The sequence below is a fragment of the Micromonospora sp. NBC_00389 genome, assembly GCF_036059255.1.
In the GTDB taxonomy this organism is placed as follows: Bacteria; Actinomycetota; Actinomycetes; order Mycobacteriales; family Micromonosporaceae; genus Micromonospora.
Genome location: NZ_CP107947.1, coordinates 6,008,260 through 6,030,065 on the forward strand (window position 1 = coordinate 6,008,260; position 21,806 = coordinate 6,030,065).

The 21,806-nt window shown below is 73.5% G+C and carries 21 protein-coding genes; 7 read left to right on the top strand and 14 right to left on the bottom strand.

All coding sequences use genetic code 11. The features are described from left to right. Positions 1–11: 11 nt before the first annotated feature. From OG470_RS28485 to OG470_RS28510, 6 genes are all read right to left on the bottom strand, one after another. Positions 12–161: a hypothetical protein gene (locus OG470_RS28485; RefSeq protein ID WP_328417142.1), complete on the bottom strand. Its 150-nt coding sequence runs from the start codon at positions 159–161 to the stop codon at positions 12–14. A gap of 266 nt (positions 162–427) precedes the next feature. After that, positions 428–1,657, bottom strand: coding sequence for a glycosyltransferase (locus tag OG470_RS28490; RefSeq protein WP_328417144.1), 1,230 nt, complete (start codon positions 1,655–1,657; stop codon positions 428–430). Then, complete coding sequence (locus OG470_RS28495; RefSeq protein ID WP_328417146.1) at positions 1,654–3,918, bottom strand: ArnT family glycosyltransferase; 2,265 nt, start codon at positions 3,916–3,918, stop codon at positions 1,654–1,656. The genes OG470_RS28490 and OG470_RS28495 overlap by 4 nt, the downstream gene beginning before the upstream one ends. 44 nt (positions 3,919–3,962) lie before the next feature. Beyond that, complete coding sequence (locus OG470_RS28500; protein WP_328426666.1) at positions 3,963–5,414, bottom strand: sensor histidine kinase; 1,452 nt, start codon at positions 5,412–5,414, stop codon at positions 3,963–3,965. A gap of 49 nt (positions 5,415–5,463) precedes the next feature. Further along, a complete protein-coding gene (locus tag OG470_RS28505; RefSeq protein WP_328417148.1) occupies positions 5,464–6,210 on the bottom strand; it encodes a response regulator transcription factor in 747 nt (248 codons plus the stop codon). A gap of 113 nt (positions 6,211–6,323) precedes the next feature. Next, positions 6,324–6,554 (bottom strand): hypothetical protein, encoded by a 231-nt coding sequence (locus OG470_RS28510; protein WP_328417150.1) that lies wholly within the window; start codon positions 6,552–6,554, stop codon positions 6,324–6,326. A gap of 199 nt (positions 6,555–6,753) precedes the next feature. Here OG470_RS28510 and OG470_RS28515 point away from each other — a divergent pair, with 199 nt between their 5' ends. The 3 genes from OG470_RS28515 (at position 6,754) to OG470_RS28525 (ending at position 9,342) form a co-directional block, all read left to right on the top strand. Further along, positions 6,754–7,701, top strand: a complete 948-nt coding sequence (locus tag OG470_RS28515) for a serine/threonine-protein kinase (RefSeq protein WP_328417152.1) — start codon at positions 6,754–6,756, stop codon at positions 7,699–7,701. 70 nt (positions 7,702–7,771) lie between these two features. Then, positions 7,772–8,197: an OsmC family protein gene (locus tag OG470_RS28520; RefSeq protein WP_328417154.1), complete on the top strand. Its 426-nt coding sequence runs from the start codon at positions 7,772–7,774 to the stop codon at positions 8,195–8,197. A 299-nt stretch (positions 8,198–8,496) separates the two neighbouring features. Further along, on the top strand, positions 8,497–9,342 hold the full coding sequence (locus OG470_RS28525; RefSeq protein WP_328417156.1) for a hypothetical protein: 846 nt from the start codon (positions 8,497–8,499) through the stop codon (positions 9,340–9,342). Between the two features lie 19 nt (positions 9,343–9,361). On the opposite strand, the gene OG470_RS28530 is transcribed toward OG470_RS28525, so the two are convergent. From OG470_RS28530 to OG470_RS28550, 5 genes are all read right to left on the bottom strand, one after another. After that, a complete protein-coding gene (locus OG470_RS28530; protein ID WP_328417158.1) occupies positions 9,362–9,901 on the bottom strand; it encodes an ATPase in 540 nt (179 codons plus the stop codon). Positions 9,902–10,013: 112 nt separating this feature from the next. Next, a complete protein-coding gene (locus OG470_RS28535; protein ID WP_328417160.1) occupies positions 10,014–10,460 on the bottom strand; it encodes a response regulator in 447 nt (148 codons plus the stop codon). Positions 10,461–10,527: 67 nt separating this feature from the next. Then, the gene (locus tag OG470_RS28540) at positions 10,528–10,875 is read right to left on the bottom strand and encodes an STAS domain-containing protein (RefSeq protein ID WP_328417162.1); all 348 of its coding nucleotides are present in this window, start codon (positions 10,873–10,875) and stop codon (positions 10,528–10,530) included. Positions 10,876–10,991: 116 nt separating this feature from the next. Beyond that, positions 10,992–12,032, bottom strand: a complete 1,041-nt coding sequence (locus tag OG470_RS28545; RefSeq protein WP_328417164.1) for a cobalamin B12-binding domain-containing protein — start codon at positions 12,030–12,032, stop codon at positions 10,992–10,994. Between the two features lie 2 nt (positions 12,033–12,034). Then, positions 12,035–13,798: a PP2C family protein-serine/threonine phosphatase gene (locus OG470_RS28550; protein ID WP_328417166.1), complete on the bottom strand. Its 1,764-nt coding sequence runs from the start codon at positions 13,796–13,798 to the stop codon at positions 12,035–12,037. Between the two features lie 229 nt (positions 13,799–14,027). On the opposite strand from OG470_RS28550, the gene OG470_RS28555 reads away from it, so the two are divergent. Continuing rightward, positions 14,028–14,366: an STAS domain-containing protein gene (locus OG470_RS28555; protein WP_328417168.1), complete on the top strand. Its 339-nt coding sequence runs from the start codon at positions 14,028–14,030 to the stop codon at positions 14,364–14,366. Positions 14,367–14,442: 76 nt separating this feature from the next. On the opposite strand, the gene OG470_RS28560 is transcribed toward OG470_RS28555, so the two are convergent. Continuing rightward, positions 14,443–14,757 (bottom strand): hypothetical protein, encoded by a 315-nt coding sequence (locus tag OG470_RS28560; RefSeq protein ID WP_328417170.1) that lies wholly within the window; start codon positions 14,755–14,757, stop codon positions 14,443–14,445. 199 nt (positions 14,758–14,956) lie between these two features. Between OG470_RS28560 and OG470_RS28565 the strand changes: the two genes are divergently transcribed. The 3 genes from OG470_RS28565 (at position 14,957) to OG470_RS28575 (ending at position 18,124) form a co-directional block, all read left to right on the top strand. Beyond that, on the top strand, positions 14,957–15,934 hold the full coding sequence (locus tag OG470_RS28565) for a DUF2267 domain-containing protein (RefSeq protein ID WP_328417172.1): 978 nt from the start codon (positions 14,957–14,959) through the stop codon (positions 15,932–15,934). Positions 15,935–16,125: 191 nt separating this feature from the next. Continuing rightward, positions 16,126–16,920: a spermidine synthase gene (locus OG470_RS28570; RefSeq protein ID WP_328417174.1), complete on the top strand. Its 795-nt coding sequence runs from the start codon at positions 16,126–16,128 to the stop codon at positions 16,918–16,920. Between the two features lie 103 nt (positions 16,921–17,023). Beyond that, positions 17,024–18,124, top strand: coding sequence for an AI-2E family transporter (locus OG470_RS28575; protein WP_328417176.1), 1,101 nt, complete (start codon positions 17,024–17,026; stop codon positions 18,122–18,124). Between the two features lie 20 nt (positions 18,125–18,144). Here the strand turns inward: OG470_RS28575 and OG470_RS28580 are convergent, their stop codons facing one another. Next, entirely contained in the window at positions 18,145–19,446 is a 1,302-nt protein-coding gene (locus OG470_RS28580) for an NAD(P)/FAD-dependent oxidoreductase (RefSeq protein WP_328417178.1), read from the bottom strand. 93 nt (positions 19,447–19,539) lie between these two features. Continuing rightward, positions 19,540–21,696 (bottom strand): amylo-alpha-1,6-glucosidase, encoded by a 2,157-nt coding sequence (locus tag OG470_RS28585; protein WP_328417180.1) that lies wholly within the window; start codon positions 21,694–21,696, stop codon positions 19,540–19,542. Positions 21,697–21,806 lie beyond the last annotated feature (110 nt).

Below are 21,806 nucleotides of genomic sequence, written 5' to 3' on the forward strand. Positions count from 1 at the left end.
GACGGGCCGGCTCACTGCTGGTCGGTGGGCTGGCGACGGAACCGGTCGACCAGCCGCCGCCAGTAGAGCTTGGCGGCGACCGCGGCGCCGGCCACCCCGCCCACGACCGCCTGCACGATCAGGCTGCCGGATCCCGCGTCCAGGTAGGCCAGATGGATCACCGACCGCTCCTTCCCCTCGCCCGTCTCGACACCGGCGTCCCGGGCATACAGCGGTGAGGCTTTTGACCCAGAAAGCCGGACTTGTCTGTCACCGTACGCCGATCGCCGACGCCGTATCGGCCACATCGGCGGACTCCCAGGCGGGCCACAGGGATGCGTCCGGCGGTGACCTACCCCGCGCCGGACGAGGACCCCGACGGGCGTCACACGCGACGCGTCGTCGAGGTCCTCGCGGAGGTGCTGGGCACGGCCCGCAGCTGACGGGGTCAGTTCCGCCGGTGGTGCATGCCGAGGCGCAGCAGCACGAAGCGCAGCACGGTGGCGGCCAGGTTCGCGGCCACCAGCACGGCCAGCTCCACCAGCCGGGTGGGTGCGGCGTCGACCGCGTGCAGCACAGCCAACGAACCGCTGGTCAGCGCCAGGCCGAGCGCGAAGGCCAGCAACCCCTGCACGTGGTGCCGGCCGGCGTGCCGGCGCCCGCTGATGCCGAACGTCAGCCGCCGGTTCGCGGCCGTGTTCGCCACCGCCGTCACCAGCAGCGCCAGCAGGTTCGCCGGCTGTGCGCCGAACGCGCCCCGGGTGGCCACGAAGAGCAGCAGGTACGCCAGGGTGCTGGCCACCCCGACCGCGGCGAACCGGACCAGCTGCCGGGGCAGCCCGACCGGCACCTGCGCCGGTGGCGTGGCCAGCGGCGCCCGGCCCACCTGCGCGCGCAGCTCGGTCAACGGCAGCGCGCCGGTCAACAGCGCCCGGCCCAGCCGACCCATCCCCCGCAGGTCGGCCAGCGCGGTGGCGACGATGTCGACGCGGCTGTCCGGGTCGTCGACCCAGTCCACCGGCACCTCGTGGATCCGCAGCCCGGCCCGCTGGGCCAGCACCAGCAGCTCGGTGTCGAAGAACCAGCCGGTGTCCTGGACCAGGGGAAGCAGCCCGCCAGCCACGTCCGCGCGGATCGCCTTGAACCCGCACTGGGCGTCGGAGAACCGGGCCGCCAGCGCCCCGCGCAGCAGCAGGTTGTAGGCCCGTGAGATGACCTCCCGCTTGGTCCCGCGCACCACCCGGGAGGTACGCGCCAGCCGGGTGCCGATCGCCAGATCGGAGTGGCCGGAGATGAGCGGCGCGACCAGCGGCAGCAGCGCCGCCAGGTCGGTGGAGAGGTCCACGTCCATGTACGCCAGCACCGGCGCGGACGAGGCGGACCAGGCGGCGGACAGTGCCCGCCCCCGCCCCTTGGCGTCCAGGTGCAGCACCTCGACGCCGGGCAGCTCACCGGCGAGCGCCTCGGCCACCCCCAGGGTGCCATCCACGCTGGCGTTGTCGGCGATGGTGATCTGGAACGGGTACGGGAAGTGCTCGCTCAGGTGCGCGTGCAGCCGCCGTACGCACGGCCCGAGATCGGTCTCCTCGTTGTAGACCGGGATCACCACGTCCAGCACCGCGCTGATGATGGTCGGCCCGGTCTGTACGGCGGCCCGAGGTCCACCGAGCGCGGTCATGCCGCGTCCTTTTCGGTGCTCAGGTCGTAGACGGTGACGCCGTCGACGGTCTGGGCCGTGAAGGTCTCGGTGACCCAGGCGGCGATCTCCTGCGAGGCGGAGCTGCCACCGTTGGCCCGGAAACCGCCGTCGCCCACGAAGTAGTGGATCTCGCCGTCGGCGACGTAGCGCTGGAACTGCGCGAGGGTCGGCGACGGGTCGCTGCCGTTGAACCCGCCGATCGCCATCACCGGGTCGCCGGTGGCCAACTGGTAGCCGGAGGCGTTGTTGGAGCCGACGGTGGCTGCCACCCACCTGTAGTTGTCGCTGTCGTGCTCCAGCAGCTCGCGCAGCTCGGCGCTGGGCTCGCGGGTGTCGAGCAGCCCGCCCATTCCGCCGCCGGTCGAGCGACCCTGCCCGCCGCCCGGAGAGCCGGGAGTCTGCGCGCCGTTCCGGCCGCCACCGGGGAAGCCCTGAGCCTGACCGCCGTTCTGACCACCGCCAGGGAAGCCCTGAGCCTGACCGCCGTTCTGGCCACCACCAGGGAAGCCCGGTGCCTGACCGCCATTCTGGCCGCCACCGGGGAGAGCGGGAATCTGGCCGCCACCCGGCAGTTCCATGCCGCCGGGCGGTCGCCCGCCGGGGAAGCCGCCGCGGCCGAAGCCACCCGCCACGTTCGGGCCGGCGGTCGGGATCGATCCGGTGTGCGGCGTGGAGGCGGTCTGCACCGCGTACGCCACCGGCCCCGCGAGGGCCGCCGCCGCACCCAGGCCCAGCACCACCGGCACCAGCCGGCAGGGCAGCCGGTTGACCAGCAGGATCAGTGCCGCCCCGGCCAGGCCGGGGATCAGCACGGTGGTCCGCAGCCACGGGTACCAGTCGGGGCTGCGTCCGAGCAGCACCCACGCCCACCAGACGGTCACCGCCAGCGTGCCGGCGAGCGTCGCCGTGGCGGCCAGCGGACGCCACCGCTGCCACCGGGTGCCCTCCGAGTCAGCAAGGGTCCGGTCAGGCGTTTCCTGCGTACCGGCGGGCAGCGGGCGGCGCTGCCGCCAGAGCAGCGTCACGCCGATGCCGACCAGCGCCCCGACCGCCGGAGCGAGCGCCACGGTGTAGTAGGCGTGGAAGATCCCGGACATGAAGCTGAAGATCAGGCCGGTGACCAGGAGCCAGCCGCCCCAGAGCAGCAGCCCGGCCCGGGTGCGGTCGGTACGGGCCGCCCGGCCGGCCACCAGCAGGCCGGCGACCAGCAGGATCAGCGCGGCCGGCAGCAGCCAGGAGATCTGACCGCCGATCTCGCCGTCGAACATCCGCAGCAGGCCGGTCTGCCCACCGAACGGACCGCCCCCACCGCCACCCGGGCGGCCCCCGCCGCCGCCGACGCTGCCGACCTCGTCGCCGGTGATCCGGCCGAGGCCGTTGTAGCCGAGGGTGAGCTCCAGGATGCTGTTCCCCTGCGACCCGCCGATGTACGGCCGTGCACTGGCGGGGACCAGCTCGACGATCGCCACCCACCAGCCGGCGGAGACCACCACCGCCAGGCCGGCCAGCAGCAACTGTCGGACCCGCCGCCACAACCCGGTCGGTGCCGCCAGCAGATAGACCCCGGCGAAGACCGGCACCACCAGGAACGCCTGGAGCATCTTGGTCAGGAAGCCGAAGCCGACCAGCACGCCGACCAGCACGATCCACCGGGTGCTGGCCGCCTCCACCGCCCGGACCGTGGCATACGCCCCGGCGACCAGCAGCAGAACGAGCAGCGCGTCGGGATTGTTGAACCGGAACATCAGCGTCGCCACCGGGGTGACCGCGAGCACCGCGCCGGCGATCAGGCCGGCCGCCGGCCCGTACCAGCGCTTGACGGTCGCGTAGAGCACGCCGACCGAGGCGACCCCGCAGAGCGCCTGCGGAACGAGCATCGCCCAGGTGTTCAGCCCGAAGATGCGTACGGACAGGGCCATCAGCCACAACGACGCGGGCGTCTTGTCCACGGTGATCGAGTTGGCCGCGTCCGACGAGCCGTAGAAGAGGGCCTTCCAGCTCACCGAGCCGGCCTGCACGGCCGCCGCGTAGAACGAGTTGGCCCAGCCGGAGGCGCCCAGCCCCCAGATGTAGAGCAGGCCGGTGGCCAGCAGCAGGACCACCAGCGCGGGCCGGGTCCAGGCCGGGGATCGGCGCGCCGCCGGTTGTGGGTGCTCCTGGTCCGGGCGCGTTGCCGGCGGTGGCGGACCCACCACGCCGGGATCGGCGGGTGCTGTCAGCAGGCTCTCGGTTCTGTCCATGCGGCAAGCCTCGGCGGCTGGCCTGGCCCGCCGCCGTGCGCCGACTATGCGTCAGCTGTGGGATTCGGCAACCGGACGGTGAACACCGTCCGGCCCGGGCGGCTGTCCACCGCGACCGTGCCGTGGTGGGCCTCCACGACCGCCGCCACGATCGCCAGACCGAGGCCGGTGCTGCCGTGCGCCCGGGACCGGGAGCTGTCGCCGCGAGCGAACCGTTCGAACATCTCCGGTTGCAGCTCCGCCGGCACTCCGGGCCCCTCGTCGGCGACGGTGAGCACGGCGGCGTCTCCCTCGACGGCCAGCGTGGTGGTCACCACGGTTCCCGGCGGGGTGTGCACCCGCGCATTGGCGAGCAGGTTCGCCACCACCTGGTGCAGCCGGGCGCCGTCGCCGGGAACCCGGATCGCCACCTCGGGCAGGTCGAGCTGCCAGCGGTGTTCGGGGCCCGCCACGTGCGCGTCGCTGACCGCGTCGACCACCAGGGCGGTGAGGTCGACCTGTTCGACCGCGAGTGGGCGGCCGGTGTCCAGCCGGGCCAGCAGCAGCAGGTCGTCGACGAGTCTGGTCATCCGGGTGCTCTCCGACTCCACCCGGCGCAGCGCGTGCGCCACGTCGGTGGGGACCTCGTCGCGACCGCGTCGGGCCACCTCGGCGTACCCGCGGATCGCGGCCAGCGGGGTGCGCAGCTCGTGGCTGGCATCGGCGACGAACTGGCGTACCCGCGTCTCGCTGGCCTGCCGGGCGGCGAGCGCGTCGGCGACGTGGCCCAGCATCCGGTTCAACGCGGCGCCGACCTGACCAACCTCGGTACGCGGATCGGTGTCCGCGGCCGGGACCCGGACGGCGAGCGCCACCTCGCCGCGGTCCAACGGCAGCTCGGTGACCCGGGTGGCGGTGGCGGCCACCCGGTTCAGCGGTCGCAGCGTGGCCCGGACGATCAGCGCGCCGGCACCCCCGGCGATGACCAGCCCGACGGCCGCCACCCCGGCCTGCGCGGCGATCATCCACCAGACGGTCTCCCGCACCCCGGCCAGCGGCAGCGCGACGACCCGTACCGTGCCGTCGCGGAACTGCCGGGCCACGGCCCGGTAGTCGCCGCGCGCGCCGAGGTCGACGGTGCGCGGCTGGGCGCCGACCGGCAGGTCGGCCAGCGCGGCGACCTCCTCGACCGGGACGGCCTCCTCGTCGGGAAAGGGATCCTCGCTGGACGGGCTGCGGGTCAGGGTGGAGGCTGCCGTCACCCGAGCGCCGGTGATGTCGGCGACCACGGTGCCGGGCGGTGAGCCGGGCGGAATGCTCGGCCCGGTGCCCGGCCAGGCCGGCCGGCCCGGGCGGTCGCCGCGCATGACGGTCGCGGGATCCAGTTGGGCGTCCAGGCGGTCGATCAGGAAGTGCCGCAGCGCCACCGTGGTGAGCCCGCCGATGGCGACGCTGACCAGTGCGAAGAGCGCGACCAGGGCGAGCACCAGACGGGTACGCAGGGACCGGCCGGCCAGCCACCGGCGGGCGGCGCGTACCGGCCGGCGGTGCGGCCGGCCGGCGGGGTCACTCGGCGGGTTTGAGGACATAACCCGCGCCACGCAATGTGTGGATCATCGGCGCCCGGCCGGCGTCGATCTTCTTGCGCAGGTACGAGATGTACAGCTCCACCACGTTGGCCTGGCCGCCGAAGTCGTAGTTCCACACCCGGTCGAGGATCTGCGCCTTGCTGAGCACCCGGCGCGGGTTGCGCATCAGGTACCGCAGCAGCTCGAACTCGGTCGCGGTGAGGGTGATGAGCTGGCCGTCCCGGCGCACCTCGTGACTGTCCTCGTCGAGGCTGAGGTCGCCGACGGTCAGCACCGCCTCCTGCCGGGCGGCGATCGCGAAGCCGGAGCGGCGCAGCAGCGCGCGCAGCCGGGCGATCACCTCTTCGAGACTGAACGGTTTGGTGACGTAGTCGTCGCCGCCGACGGTCAGCCCGGCGATGCGCTCCTCGACCGCGTCCCGGGCGGTCAGGAAGAGCACCGGCACGGTGGGGGCGTGCTCGCGCAGCCGTCGCAGCACCTGGAAGCCGTCCAGGTCGGGCAGCATCACGTCGAGCACCACCGCGTCCGGCTGGAACTGCCGCGCGGCGCTCAGGGCCGCCATGCCGCTGCCGGCGCTGCGTACCTGCCAGCCCTCGTAGCGCAACGCCATCGACAGCAGGTCGGTGAGCGTCGGTTCGTCGTCGACCACCAGCACCCGGACCGGTTCGCCGTCGGGACGGCGCAACTCGATCCGGTCCGGTGCGGCCTGCCCGTCCATGACCATGTCCCCCATCCTGGACACGACGTCTGTGCCACGCCCCTGCGTCGGCTGTGCGCCAGCTGTGCGGCCGGGCCGACGGTGGATGGGCGGCATGACCCGTCAGCCCAACCCGGAGGTCACTCGGACACCCCGAACGCGTCGGTCCGCACGAATCGCATGCTCCAGCCGCCCGCGCCGTCCGGCTGGTCGCGTTCGTAGAGGTGGTCGGGGCCGGCCTGGGTCGGCCCGGTGCCATCCGGGTGTCGCATGATCCAGCGCGGTGGAGGGGCGCCGTCCGGCCCGGCCGGCAGCAGCCGGACCAGGCCGTTGGCGGGCCCGCCGACGAAGCGTACGGTGACCTCGCTCATCGCGGCGTCCCCTCGGTGACCATGCCGGCACGTTCGGTGACACCGGCCCTGGCTCGCAAGCTACCGCACCCACCACCGCGCCGCAGCGGGTGCGCGGGCTCGACCCGTGAGCGATTCTCGTGGCGGTTTGCCCAGCTCGGAGGCGGGGTACCGCGACCGGAGGCAACCGCCGCTGGCGGGTAAGAGCGAGGAGCGATCGATGCGCACGTTGGACGGGCGGTATCAGCTCGAACAACGCATCGGCGTTGGCGGGATGTCCGAGGTGTGGCAGGCACACGACCAGGTGCTGGATCGGCCGGTGGCGGTGAAGCTGATCTCGCCCGGCTGGGACGGCCAGTCCGGCCCGGTGGAGCGGATCCGCGCGGAGGCCCGCTCGGCGGCCCGTCTGGTGCACCCGAACGTGGCGAGCGTGCACGACTTCGGCACCTCCTCCACGCTGCCCGGTCGCCGGGTGCCGTACATCGTGATGGAGCTGGCCGAGGGGGAAACTCTGGCCGCGCACCTGCGGGCCGGGCCGCTGGACTGGCGGATCTCGGTGCGGGTCTGCGCGGAGGTCAGCGCGGCGCTCGCCGCCGCGCACGCGGAGGGCATCGTGCACCGCGACATCAAGCCGGCCAACGTCATGCTCACCCCCGCCGGTGTGAAGGTGCTCGACTTCGGCATCGCCACCCCGGCCGGCGCGCCGGAGCCGTTGCCGGACGGGCTGCTGATGGGCACCCCGGCGTACCTGGCGCCGGAGCAGCTCGACGGAGCGCCAGCCACCCCGGCGGCCGACATGTACGCCCTCGGCGTCCTGCTCTACTACTGCCTCAGCGGCCGGCTGCCGTACCGGGCGGACACCCTCACCGAGTTGCTGGGCACCCGCCGCCGCCTGCCGCCGGACCCGCTGCCCGAGATCGACGGGCTCCCCCCGGAGGTGGCCGAGCTGTGCCGTTCCTGCCTGGCCGAGGCCCCGGCGGAGCGCCCGACCAGCCTGGTGGCCGCACTGGTGCTGGCCGAGGCCGTGGACGCCCGGGTGTACGTGCCGATGGGAGTTCCCACCGCGCGCCAGCCGGCCGCGACGTCGCCCTGGACCGAGCAGGCCGCGCTGGAGGCCACCGAGGCGGTGTCGACGCTCGACGGGCCGAACCGGGCCGGCGAGCCCTGACCGCAGGCCGCGCGGCGTTTCGCCGGGCGGCGGCCGGGTAGCCGGGCGGGTGAGCGACGGGAGGAACGCGATGCCGGACCCGAGTCCCTGGCTTCAAGAGGCCACCGCGACCGCCGAGGGCGGCCACGTACGCACCGACGACGGCGGGCTCTCGACCGCGCTGGCCTCGCCACTGGCAGCGCACTGCACCGGATTGAGGCCAGAGCAGTTGCTGGCCGCCGCCTTCGCCTCCTGCCTGCACCACGCTGCGGTGGAGGCGGCCGGGGAGATCACCGATGAGGCGCACACGGTCCAGGTGCGGGCCGAGGCGAAGCTGGGGCGCGACGACGACGGCCGGTACCGGGCCGACGTGCACGCCTCGATCTCGTCCGCCGGCCTGAGTCGTCAGCAACTGGCCGACCTGGTCGAGTACGCCGACCGGCTCTGGCCGTTCTCCAGCGGCGACAACAGCCGGCACCGGCTCACCGTCACCCCGGCGGAGAACGGCCGGCACTGAGCCAGGCAACGACGCCGGCCCGCCCATCCACCGAACGGGCACGCCGGGACCTCCACCGTTCGGGGAGCAGGCACGCACCGTAAGGGTGACCCTTGGCGGTCGACCGAAACCGCCGCCGACCGCCGCCGCCGCGACCGGCTTGGCCAGGCGAATCGGGAATACCCGGCTGGCCCGATCGGCGAAGTTGAGAAGGTTAGCCAGCTTGCCATCCCTTATGGCGTGCAAGATCCGGGCAAATTGTGGCGCATGCCACTGTTCGGGCCGATGGCGTCGGCCGACCAGGTCTCTAGCCTCGGCGAGTGCATGCCGACGACCCCTCCGACCAGAAGCTGACCAAGGCACTCCCGGCCACCCAGCCGGGCGACGCCGCATCAACCGAACGGACGATCGGCCGTCACCGGCTCCCCGATCCACCCCGCCGCGCCCTGCTGGGCTCAACCTCGGTCCGGGTGGCCCTGGCCACAGGTGTCACCTGCTGCCTCGGCCTGGCCGCGGTCGCCACCGCCCGGGGCGCCGAGGACACCACCCGCCCCGTGGAGCCGCTGGCCGAGGCGGTGGCCGACCGCGCCGCCATCGGCGACGAACGCGCTTCCCGGTCGCTGGACCGTGACGCCGCCCCCATGCGGGTCAGCCCCAGCCCGACGGCGAAGCCCACTGCCTCCCCCACCGTGGGCAAGGCGGCCAAGAAGCCGGTCAAGCCGCGCCGACCCCGACCGGTCGCCGGACTCGACCAGACTCAGATGGACAACGCCAAGATCATTGTTGACACGGGCCTGGAGCTGAAGATGCCGCGCCGCGCCCTGGTCGTGGCGCTGGCCACCGCCATGCAGGAGAGCAACCTCTACAACCTGGCCAGCGACGTGCTGCCCGAGTCGGCGGAGTACCCGCACCAGGGCAGCGGCTCCGACCACGACTCGGTCGGGCTGTTCCAGCAGCGACCGAGCAGCGGCTGGGGCACGGTGGCCGAGCTGATGCGCCCGTCGTACGCCGCAAGGGCGTTCTACACGGCACTCAACGAGATCCCGGGCTGGCAGGACATGAGCCTCACGGCCGCCGCCCAGGCCGTGCAGATCTCCGGCTTCCCCGACGCGTACGCCCAGCACGAGGAGCGCGCGAGCACCGTCGCGGCGGCGCTCACCGCCTGAGCCGGGGCCGCATCGGGTGTCAGCGACTGCGGGCGCCGTCCCCGGTCGGCGGCTCCGCTCCCGCGTCCACACCGCCGGCGGCCACCCGGGTCGCCGGCACGCCCGTACCGGCCGCCGCGGTCGGCGTGTCGGCGGGTACCGGCTCGACGGTCAACCCGCTGAGGATCTCGTCGACTTGCGCCTCGCGTCGCCGGCGGGCGTACAGCGCCGCCTCGAAGTCGCGCCGGGCCTGCATGGCCTCCGCGTACGCCCTCTCCCGCACCTGCCGAGCCTCGTCGCGGGCCTCGTCCAGCTCGAACCGGGCCTGGGCCAGGATCTCCGCCGCCTCCCGCTGCACCGCGTCTCCGGTGTGCCGGGCGACCGCGGCGTCGCCCAGGTCCAGCCGCTGGAGCAGCCCGCTGAGCCAGGTGGCCTCCTCGCGGATCTCGTCCCACTCCCGAGCCTCCCCGGCGGCGCCCTCCGCCCGCGCCGCCAGCCGGGACAACCGGATCCCCAGCTCATCCAGGCAGGAATCGACCTGCCTCTGGTCATAGCCGATCTCAACGACGGAGAACCTCATACTGTCGCCCCCCAGGCAGCTGCTGTTACTTCCCCACCTGGATCCTCGGCCGCTACGGGAGCGACCGAGGGTGTTCGGGAAAAATATTCAGCATCCGCGCGCGCGGAACGCGTCAGGCGCGCTTGGGTAGCACGACCACCCGGCCGAAGAACTCGTCGATCCGGCGCACCACGTCGTTGAAGTCGTCCAGGCCGATCGGCTTGGTGACGTACGCGTTGGCCTGCAGGGTGTAGCTGCCGACGATGTCGGTGTCCGCGTTGGAGGTGGTCAGCACCACGATCGGGATGGTCCGCAGGTCCTCGTCCTGCTTCACCGCACCGAGAACCTGCCGCCCGTCCATCCGCGGCATGTTCAGGTCCAGCAGGATGACGTCCGGCCGGCGGGCCTCCGCGTGCCGACCTTCGGCGCGGAGGAACTCCATCGCCTCCTCGCCGTCGTTGACCACGTCGATGACCTTCTCGACGTCCGAGTCCGCCAGCGCTTCCTCGATCATCAGCACGTCGCCCGGGTCGTCGTCGACCACCAGGATGCGTACCGGCTGCGGGCTCTCTGCGCCCATCACTACCTGCCTCGAGTCGACGGACGCGGGACCGACGGTCACCGCGCTGGCGGGGAAATCTAGCCCATCAGGAGGCGCTCTGGGACGCCGGGTCGGCCGTGTCGGGACGGTAGCGCAACACGTCGGCCAGACCGGTAACCCGCAACACCCGCTCGACCCGGCCGTTGGCGCCGGTGAGCCGCAACCAGCCCCCCTCGGCCGCGGCCCGGTTGTCCCCCCGGACGAACACGGCCATCCCGGTGGAGTCGCAGAACGCGAGGTCGGTGAGGTCGAGCAGCACCCGGTGCTCGCCGGCGTCGGAGAGCCGGTCGATCGCGGCGGCCAACTCGGCGGCGGTGCTCAGGTCCAGTTCACCGGCGAGCCGTAGGCAGACGACATCATCCTCGCGCCCGGCGTGCCTGACGCTGAACGTCACCGTTCTCCCCCTAGCCCCACCGCTGAGTGGACGTTTGCAGTGCGGCAAGTATACGCAGGGGCGTGCCGTCGGCCGAACGGCGCGGTGATCGATTGGGGATGCCGCCCGGCGGACGGTCAGCGGGCTGCGGCAGCGGCCAGGGCGGCCCGGCCCAGGGCCAGCGCGTGCACCGCCCGGGGGAAGTCGCGCAGCGCGGCGGCGTAGTGCGCCAGAGGCAGGTCCACCGCGGCGACGGGCACCCCGCGACTGGTCAGGATCCCCACCAACCACTCGGCGAACTCGGTGAACAGCGAGGCGTCGTCGACGTAGAGCGCGGCGGCCAGGAAGTCCACAACGTGGCCCAGGTCGCTCACGGTCGAGTCGAGCTGGGCGGCTGTGTAGGCCCGGGCCGCCGGGACCCGTTCCCGCAGATCGGCCAGGGCGCTGTCGATCAGCTCACCCCGGCGCCGGACCAGGCCGGCGTACTCGTCGTCGGTCAGGTGGGACAACTGCGCCGGCGGCACCCGACGCAGCGCCCGCTCGTCGGCGATCAACTCGGCCGCCGACGGCGCGTCCGGCGCCCAGGCCGCGCCGAGCCGGCGCGCCCAGCGGCCGTCCACGCCGAACCCGCGCCCGCCAACCACCACCGGTACGTCCGAGCGGCGGCACGCCTCGATCATCCGGTGCGCCTGCGGCAGCCGCATCGGCAGCGCGCAGGCCAGCGCGACCGCGTGCGCGTCGTGCCGGTGCAGGTACGACACCAGGTGCGCCGCGGGCACGCTGGCACCCAGGAAGGTCACCTGCCAGCCGCGCAGCCGCAGCACCTCGGCAACCAGCCGGGGTGGCAACGCGTGCCACTCACCGTCCATGCAAGCCACCACGACCCGCCCGCCGGCCGGACGCGGGTTGGCGTGCACGGCCACCGCCGCCACCACCCGCTCACTGATGTGGGTGGCCGCATGTTCCTGGGCGACGCTCCACTCGTTGCGCGCCCACCGCTCGCCCACTTCCGCCTGGGCCGGCGCGACCAGGTCGAGCAGCACCCGCTCGGCCGGTACACCCGCGTCGAGCAGGCCGAGCGCCACGTCGATCGCGGCGTACTCGTCGGCGTCGGTGAGGCAGTCCAGGTAGCTGGGGTAGGCGCCGATCGGCTCGGCGGCGGCGGTCGGGGCGGTCACACTCAGGTCTCCCTCTGCTGGTCCGTGCCAGCGGGTGCGGGCACCGAGTGCAGGTGCCGCGACGGCCGCCTGCTCGGGCCGACCGCACGCACCGCCAGCACCGCGATGTCGTCGTGGTCGCCGTCCGCCAACCAGTCGCAGGTGACCTGCTCGACCCGCTCGGCCAGGGCGGGGGCCGGCATCCGCTCGCAACCGGCCAGCGCGGTGAGCAGCCGCTCCGGGCCGAACTGCTCGTCGCCACGACGGCCACCACGGGCCTCGGTCACCCCGTCGCTGTAGAGCAGGCAGGTCTCGCCCGGGGCCAGTTGGACGGTCACCTCGCCGACGCGCGGGTCGGGCACCACGCCGATCAGCATGCCGGTCAACGGCACCGACTCCACCTCGCCGGAGGCGCGCAGCACCAGCGGCGGCAGGTGCCCGCCGCCGGCCATGGTGAGGGTGAGACCACCGTCGCGCTGTGGGCGGGCCACGCCCAGCACCATGGTGGCGAAACGGCCCTGGCCGTGCGCCAGGGTCGTCTCCAGCAGCGCGTCGTTGAGCAGCCGCAGCAACCGCCCGGGATGCGACTCCACCCGGTGCAGCGCCTGCAGGCACTGGCGCAGCTGACCGGTGAAGACGGCCGCCTCGACGCCCTTGCCCGACACGTCGCCGAGGAAGAACACCGAACCGCCGTCGGGGAGCTGGTGCGAACCGTAGAAGTCGCCGCCGATCCGCAACCCCGCCTGCGCCGGCCGGTACGCGGTGCCCCACTGCACACCGGCGGCCTCGGCCGGCTCCACTGGCAGCAGGCTGGCCTGCAGGGTGTCGGCCACCTCCGCATGGTCGCGGTAGAGCAGCGCGGTGGTCAACGCCGCGCCGGCCCGGGCTGCGAAGGCGCGGACCAGCTCCATGTCGTCCTCGTCGTACCAGTGGGTGGCGCTGCGGGCGACCAGGAGCACCCCGACCGGGGCGTCCCGGCCCGGCAGCGGAACGACCCGGGCGGCGCTCTCGGCGTCGGTCAGGCCGGGGAGCCAGCCAGCGTCGACCGCCTGCTCCACCAGCCAGTCCAGCGCGTGCGGCTCGACCCCGGTCAGCCCTTCGGCGATAGCCACCGGCAGGTCGCCGCCGGCCAGCACGCCGCTGTCCACCAGCGGTGCCTCGTCGTCGGCCCGGGAGGCCCGCCACCAGCGGGCCCGTCCCAGGCGTGGGGCGAGCACCAGCACGGCCACCTCGGCCAGGGTCGGCACGGCGAGCCGGACGACCGCTGCGGCGGCCCGGTCGGGGTGCAGCGGGTTGCCCAGCTTGTCGCCCACCACGGCCAGGAAGGCCGAGCGAGCCCGCTCGGCGAGCAGCGAGTCGGCGCGGCTGACGCTCTCGGTGACGTCCTCGACGTACCAGCAGCAGCGGCCGCCGGAGAGCGGCACCCGGCGGGCGGTGAGCCGGCGCCCGCGATGGGTGAAGCCGCCCGGCCTCCCGTCGCTCAGCCCGGGTACGCCGGCCACGGCGAGCAGCTCGCCGGGCACCACCTCGGGCAGCAGCCGCTCGGCCGCCGGGCTGACGTGTCGCACCACGCCGTCGGCGTCGCAGACCACCAGGCCCTCGCGGAATTGCTCGACGACCTCGGACCAGTAGTCGGGCGCGGCCAGACCCGGGTCGGGGGCGAGCGGTGGCAGGGCGGTCACGGGCCGGGACGATGCGTCGGCGGACCACGCCGGGGCCGCTGTGGTGCTCGGCGTGGAGAGCCGTCCGTCGCCCGGGTCCCAGTCCCTGACGTCGGCGGTAGTCACCAGCTGAGCCTCACTCCTTGTCGTCCACCCGACCCGACCCGGAACGGGCGCTTGTGGTCGTCACTCTCCCGTCACCCTACGCCGGCACACCCCTGGCGGCACTGCACGGCAGCTGGCGGCCCGCGCCGCGGGCCCGACCGACCCGGCCGTGGATCGTTACGCTCGCCTCGTATCACCGGCCTGATGGCCCCCGGCTTGCGTTCGGCCCGTCGACTGGGAACATGAAGCGATGTCCCCCCAGCTGTTGACCATTGAGATGACCCGGCTCGACGCCGGAGGCGTCCGTCTGCGGCTGAGCGGCGAGCTCGACTACGACACCGCACCCGAGTTGGTCGCGGCTGCGGCCGAGCTGCACGGCGACGGCCACCAGCAGCTGATGATCGACCTGACCGGGGTGAGCCTCTGCGACTCCTCCGGGCTCAGCGCGCTGCTGATGGTGCACCGCGCCGCCGGCGCGATCCGGCTGATCGGGGTCAGCCGGCAGCTCCAGGCAATGCTGGACCGCACCGGGCTGGCCCAACTGCTGGCAGTGGAGCCCGTCGGCGACAACGTGCGCGCCATCGGCTGATCGGCGCCCACCGGGCCGCCCCGGGCAGGGGGTGGCCCCCGACCCTGGGACCTGGGGTCGGGGGCCGGAGGAATGTCTAGGGTGCGGTCATCGGCTGAAGCCGGGGTCCGCTGTCACGAAGCTCGCCGGTCGGCGCGGGGTCGACGTCCGCGGGTTCCCCCGAATCGGGCGTCTGGTACAGATAACGGACGAAGTCCCCGCCCACCTCGTTGTCGTCCGCGCCCGGCCATTGGCCGATGCAGTCCATCCCGACCACTTCCCGACCCGTTCCGTCGGCTTCCTCCAGCAGCGCCCACAGGCTCACCGGGTAGCACCGGGTGGCGTCGGGCGTGAGCTGCCAGCGGGCGTACCAGCCGGGTCGGGCGGGGACGATCTCGACGATCCGTTTCATGACGACCTTCCTTCCGCGTACCTCGGAAGAACTCCGGTCCTGGGCCGATCCTGCTGGTCGCGCGGGTGAGCGGCCCTCACCCGCGCCGGATGAAGCCCACCGAGTCCCGGCCGACCCGCCCGGCGGCGTCCGTTTCGGCTTCCGGGACGACGGGAAGGCGATGGGCGCACGCACGATCCCCAGCGAAAGGGGCGTCACCATGCGCAAGCAGATGGAGGGCGACAACCAGCGGCGCCGGGCGCTCGCCCGGCAGGCCCGCGAACAGGGCCGCCAGCCCAGCGAGTTCGGCGCCAGCCTGAGCGCCTCCAAGCAGCTCACCAGCCTGGACCAGGGCAAGCGGACCGGCCCCGCACCGGCCGGACGGCACAAGCCGGACACCACGCGCGGTGGACCGGCCCCGCCGGCAGTCGGAGCCGCCGAGAATCCCCGGCCGCAACCGTCCGCCGGGGCCGGCGCGACCGGGGTGAACAGCATGGGCTACCACGAACTGGTCGACGAGGTCCGGCGCCGGGCCGGGGTCGACTTCAAGACGGCCAAGGTGGGCACCGAGGCGACCGTCCTGGTCCTGGCCTTCGCCCTGGACGCGGCGGAGCGGCAGCTGCTGCTCACCGCGGTGCCGAACTCGCTGCACGACGTTCTGCCCGTCGACGGCATCGAGCGGCACCGGGACCTGCCTGGCTTCCTGGCCGAGGTCGGCCGGATCAGCGGCCGTACGCCGGAGCAGGCCCGATACCAGGCGGAGGCGACGCTAGCCGCGCTCGCCGACCACGACGGCGACCTGGTCGAGTCGTTGCACGTGCCCGACGGCCTGCGGGAACTGTTGAACCCGCCGGCGGCCGGCGGCGGCATCGTCGGCGCCTCCACCACCACACCCACCCTGGACGCGGACCAGCTGCGGGCGGCCCTGGACGACCTGCCGTACTGGGCCGGCGACAGCGTCGCCCTGTACCGGGTGGTCGCGCTGCCGCCGGACAACCTGGACCGGGTGCTCGCCCGGCTCGACCAGCTGCGCCAGGAGACCGGCCGTGGCCCGAGCATCGGGCGCCCCGGAGACACGGCCGCCGTGCTGACCGTGCGGACCAACCAGGCCAACGGGGTGACCGCGCTGGACGTGGACCTCGCCCGCCAGATCGACGACGCGATCGACGAGGTGGGGGCCGGGATGGCCAGCGGCTGACCGGCCGCACCGGCGCACGCGGGCCGGCGGATGCGGGGCACCCCCCCGCTCCGCCGGCCCGCAGCCGTGCCCGGCCGCGTCGACCCGGCCCGGCCCCGCGGCGGCACCGCCGTCGCGGACCAGACGTCGCCCGGTGCCGGCTGGCCGGGCCACGATCGGCGCGCACCGGCGGCTCGGCTAGCGTGCCGGTCATGAACCGCGCCGCCGACCGGCTGGAGCTGGTCGCCGACCCGGTCCGCCGAACCGGGCGGACGCTGCTGTCCGCCGGCGTCGAGCAGTCGTACGTGGACGTCGAGGATCCTCGACACCTGCACTTCGAGTACGTCCGCCGGATCGCCTCGGCGGTGGAGCTGGCGGCGCCGGCGGGCACCCCGCTGAGCGTTCTGCACCTGGGCGGCGGCGCGTTGACGTTGCCCCGCTGGCTGGCCGCCACCCGGCCCGGCTCCCGGCAGCGTGTCGTCGAGCGGGACCGGGCGGTGGTCGAGCTGGTCGCCCGGGAGCTGCCGCCGTTGCCGCCCGAGGTGGAGGTGGAGGTCGCCGACGCCCGGGACGCGGTCGCGGCCACCCCGGCGGGCCGGTACGACCTGGTGGTCGCCGACATCTACCGGGCGGCCCAGATGCCCCGGCACGTACGGACCGTGGAGTTCGCCGCCGAGGTGGCCCGGACCCTGCGTCCGGACGGGCTCTACCTGGTCAACGTCACGGACCTACCGCCCCTGGTCGGCACCCGGGCACAGGTGGCCACGCTGCGGGCGGTCTTCGGCGACGTGTGCGTGCTGGGCGACCGGCGGATGCTGCGTGGCCGGCGCTACGGCAACCTGGTGCTCGCCGCGACGCCCCGGCCCGGTGGGCTGCCGGTCGGCCGGCTGGCGGTGGCCGCCCTGCGCGACCCGGTGCCCGGCAGCCTGCTGCACGACGCCGCGCTCGATGCCTTCGTCGCCGGCGCCCACCCGGTCACCGACGCCGACCAGCCGGTCCAGCCATGATCAGTTGACGCTCGACGGTGGGGATCCCCCAACACTCACGCACCGCCGGGTGATGAGCGCGGGAGCCGGGTTTCCGGAGGTGACCGCGGGGAAGGTGCGGCGGGTGAGCGACGCCGACACCCGGTTGACCGCCCGCCGGACGCTGATCGTGATCGGTCTGGTGCTGGCGACCGCGTTCGCGTTGGCCTTCGTGTACGCGACCCGCCGAGTGCTGGTCTGGGCCGTCGTGGCCGCCTTCTTCGCCGTCGCGCTCAAGCCGCTGGTGGACCGGCTGCAACGTCGCTTCGTGCGCCGGCGGGCGCTGGCCACGCTGCTGGTGTTCCTCGCCGCGTTCGTGACGCTGTCGATCCTGATCGCCGTCATCCTGGTGCCGCTGCTGGATGAGCTGGAGCGGTTCGCCGAACGGGCGCCGGAGCTGCTGCGCGACGCGCGCGCCGGTCGCGGCCCGCTGGGGAGTCTGCTGGAGCGCACCGGTGCCCTGCGGTACGTCTCCGGGCACTCCGATCAGCTACGGGACTTCGGCGACCGGCTGCGTCAACCCGCGGTCGGCGTGCTGCGCGGCGTCGTGGAGACGGTCGCCGGGCTGGTCACGGTCATCGTGCTGGCGTACCTCATGGTGTTGGAGGCGCCGCGGATCACCCGCGGCGTGCTGGTGGCGGCCGGGGACGGGCAGGCCGAGCGGCTACGCCGGGTGGGCCGGGAGGTCTCCCGCAGCGTCACCGGCTACCTCACCGGCAACCTGCTGATCAGCGTGATCTGCGGGTTGTTGACCTTCGTGGTGCTGACCCTCACCGGGGTGCCGTTCGCCGCCGTGATCGGCCTGCTGGTGGCGGTGGCCGACCTGATCCCGCTGGTCGGCGCGACACTCGGCGCGGTGATCGCGGCGGGGGCCGGCTTCGTGCACTCCCCCACCGCCGGGATCGTGGTGCTGGTCTTCTTCGTGGTCTACCAGCAGGTGGAGAACCACCTGCTCCAGCCGCTCATCCTGTCCCGCGCGGTCCGGCTCAACCCGCTGACCGTGCTGGTCAGCGTGCTGCTCGCGGCGGAGCTGGCCGGCCTGCTCGGCGCGCTGCTGGCCATCCCGGCCGCCGGCATCGTCCAGACCCTGCTGCGCGAGTACGGCCCGAGCCGCCTGCGCGCCACCCCGCCGGCCACAGCCACCGACCAGCGACGCCGACCGGCCGGTCCCGCCCGCCAGGGCTGACCGGCCGGATCGGGCGGTGCTCAGCGGGACCGGGCCGCGACCTCGGGTGAGGTGCTCTCCAGCGGAACCGCGTTCGCCGGGACCAGGCCGAGCTGGACCGCCGGCCGGGTCAGCGCCGCGTCCAACGCCCAGTCGGCGCCGACCCGGCTCCGGTTGCCCGGCATCGCCATCAGGTGGTACGCACGGGTGACCGCCTTGGCGGGCAGTCCGGCCAGCGGCACGTGCAACGGGTTCGCCGCCGCGTCCTTACCGCCCAGGTCGACCACCCAGCCCAGGTCGTGGTGCTTGTACGGCTTGCGCTGCCCGAACCCGTACGACGCGGCGATGTTGTGCGCCGCGAGCTTGCCCTGCCGTTGGGCGTGCTGGGCGGTCATCGTGCAGACCTGGCCGGGGCGGGTCAGGTCGGGCACGGCGGCCGCATCGCCGCAGGCGTACACCTCGGGGTAGCCGGGGACGGTGAGGAACTCGTCGACCACCAGGCGGCCCTTCTCGGTACGCAGGCCCAACTCGTTGACGAACGGGTCGGGGCGCACCCCCACGCACCACACGAGGGTGCAGGTGGGTATGTACTCGCCGTCGGTGAGCTTCACCCCGTCGGCCGTCGCCTCGGCCACCGAGGTGCCCATCCGCACGTCCACCCCGCGCCGGTCGAGCACCTTGTGCGCGGTCTGCGACATCCGTTTGTCCAGCTCCGGCAGCACCCGGGGCGCGACGTCGAGCAGCATCCAGCGCGGGCGGACGGTGAGCCGGGGCCGTTGAGCCTGCAACGCGTCGGTGAACAACTGCCCGTGCGCGGCGACCTCGGTGCCGGTGTAACCGGCGCCGACCACCACGAAGGTGGATCGGGCCCGCTGCTCGGCCGGGTCCTCGGCCTGCTCGGCCAGCTCGATCTGGCGGACCACGTGGTCGTGCAGGTAGACCGCCTCGGGCAGGCCGCGGAAGCCGTGCGCGTACTCGGTCACCCCGGGGATGGGCAGCAACTTGTTGACGCTGCCCACGGCGAGCACCAACCGGTCGTACGCCAGCCGGTTCTTGTCGCCCTCCGGCTGGGTGAAGCCGACCCAGCGGTTCTGCAGGTCGACGTGATCCGCCTCGCCGATCACCACCCGTACGCCCTTCAGCGTCCCGGTCAGCGGCACCGCGATCCGCTTGGGCTCGACCACCCCGGCCGCCACCTCGGGCAGCAGTGGCAGGTAGAGGAAGTAGTCGGTGGAGTTCAGCACCACGATCTCGGCCCGGTCCCGGGCGAGCCGGCTCAACGTCTTCGCCGCGTGGTAACCGGCGAACCCGGCCCCCACGATCACCACACGAGGTTTCGTCATTGCGGGCCGTTTCCCGTCGAAGGCCAGGACAAACGTCGAACAACCGGGCCAGCGGGCGCGGTGGGCGAACGGATGGCGCTGGCGGGCGGGAACTCAGCTCGGCTGGAGCCGGACGTGGCCGGTGGTCCGCACCGCCTCCACCGCCCACAGTCGGCCGAAGGCGCGGACCCGTTCGGCGGTGATCCGGCCCAACTCTTCCGGAATGTCCGGATCGAGCATCAACCGTCCCTCGACCGGGTTGACGCCGAGCATGGCGCGGACCAGGGCCAGCGGGGTGCCGGCCGCCCACGCCTGCGGGCTGCACGCGGTCGGGTAGGGCACGGCGAACAGCAGCCGGTCCCGCGGGTACCCGCTGAGCGCCTCGGGCAGCCGGTGGCCGAACTGCTCGGCCGCGTCCAACATCGCCAGGCTGATCCGGTTCGCCTCCGCCCGGTAGCCGTACCGCGCCAGGCCGAGCACGGCGATGGAGTTGTCGTGCGGCCAGACCGTGCCGAGGTGGTAGCCGAGGGCGTTGTAGAGCCGCTCCTCCCGGGACAGCGTGCGGATGCCCCAGCCGGAGAACATGTGCGGCGACATGAGCTGGCGCACCACCGCGTCGGCCCGCTCCGGCGGCACGATCCCGCTCCACAGCAGGTGACCCATGTTGGAGGTCTTCGCGTCGACCGGGTTCTTGTCGCCGTCCAGCGCGACCGCGTAGTAACCGCCCCGCTCCTCGATCCAGAAGTCCCGGTTGAACCGCTCGTACAGGGTGCCCGCCTCGTCACGCAACCGCCGCGCCAGGTCGGGACTGTCCAACGGCCCGTCGAACAGCTCGGCCAGCCGCAGCTTCGCGTCGTAGGTGTAGCCCTGCAGGTCGCAGGTGGCCAGCGGGAGCAACGGGATCCGGCCGTCGGCGAAGCAGATGCCGTCCGGAGAGTCCCGCCAGCACTGGTTGCCCAGCCCTTCCCGGGAACGGGTGGCGTACTCGACGTATCCGTCGCCGTCCCGGTCGCCGTAATCGTCGATCCAGCGCAGCGCGGCGAGCGCGTTGTCCCGCAGGTGACGCACGGTCTCCTGGTCGTGGGTCCACCGCCAGTACTCGGAGAGCAGGATCAGCCAGAGCTGGGTGGCGTCGGCGGTGCCGTAGTTGGGCGCGTACGGCTTGGCCCCGGTGCGGGTCAGCTCGCCGCTGCGCACCTCGTGCATGATCTTGCCGGGCTCCTCGTCGGTGAAGCCGTCGCACGCGTCGCCCTGGAGCCGGGCCAACGCGAGCAACGCCCCCTTGGCCAGCGCCGGCCCGGCGACCAGCGTCTGGTACGCGGTGATCAGCGTGTCCCGGCCGAAGACGGTGAGGAACCAGGGCAACCCCGCACCGGGCAGCAGGATCCGCTGGCCCTTGACCTCCAGGTCGAGCCGCAGCGCGGCGATGTCGTCGCGGGACCTGCCCACCGTGCGTTCCAGGGCCTCGTTGTCGCTGCGCAACACCGCCCGGTCGCTGGTCCACCGGCGCCGCGGGTCGTCGGCCCGGCGGTGGATCACGTCGGCGATGTCACCCCGGACCGCCTCGACCACCCCGAACCCGGACGGCAACGGCACGTGCAGGTCGACCTTCCACTCCTGGCGCGGGTGCAGGTGCAGATCCCAGACCAGGTCGTCGCCCTCGATCCGGTCGGCCGGCACCGAGCAGCACACCCGGGTCTGCGCGGAGAAGTCTCCGTGGCGGTAGGAGAAGCACAGCTCGGACCCGTCGGCTGCGTGGTTGCGGGCGATCTCCGCGGACCGGTCCCGGACCACCGACTTGACCTCGAACAGGTCGGCGAAGTCGACGGCGACGGCCAGCCGCAGCTCCACCCGGACCGGCTCCGGCCGGAACGACGCCAGTTCCAGCCGCTCGTAAAAGCCGTCGCCGACGTAGCGCAGCCGCCGGAGGCTCAGACTGTCCGGGGGCAGCCCGGGCAGTTCCGGGTGGGTCAGCACGTACTGCGCCGAGTAGTGGTCGATGGTCGCGGCGCGCAACACCAGCAGTTCGCCGCCGTTGAGGGTGACCGTCCAGCCGCTGACCAGCCGGGTGTCCAGATGCACGAGCCCACCGATGCTGCCCGGCGGCACGTCACCGGACGGGTTGGAGTACATGAACGTGGGCCCGCTGAGCACGGCGAGCGCGCCGTGGCCCAACTCGGGCGGCATGGCCCGCTGGTCACCGCCCTCCCCGGGCGCCTCCGCGAGCAGGCCCGGGTTCGGGTTCGTGGGGGTGGCGCGCACGACAGCCATACCACCCACCGTAGGAACGCCGAGCGCCACGAGTCATCACCCGGTTCGGGTGAAAGCCGTGGAACATCCACGTCCGGCGATGTAGACAGGTACTGCCATCGATGGAGAAG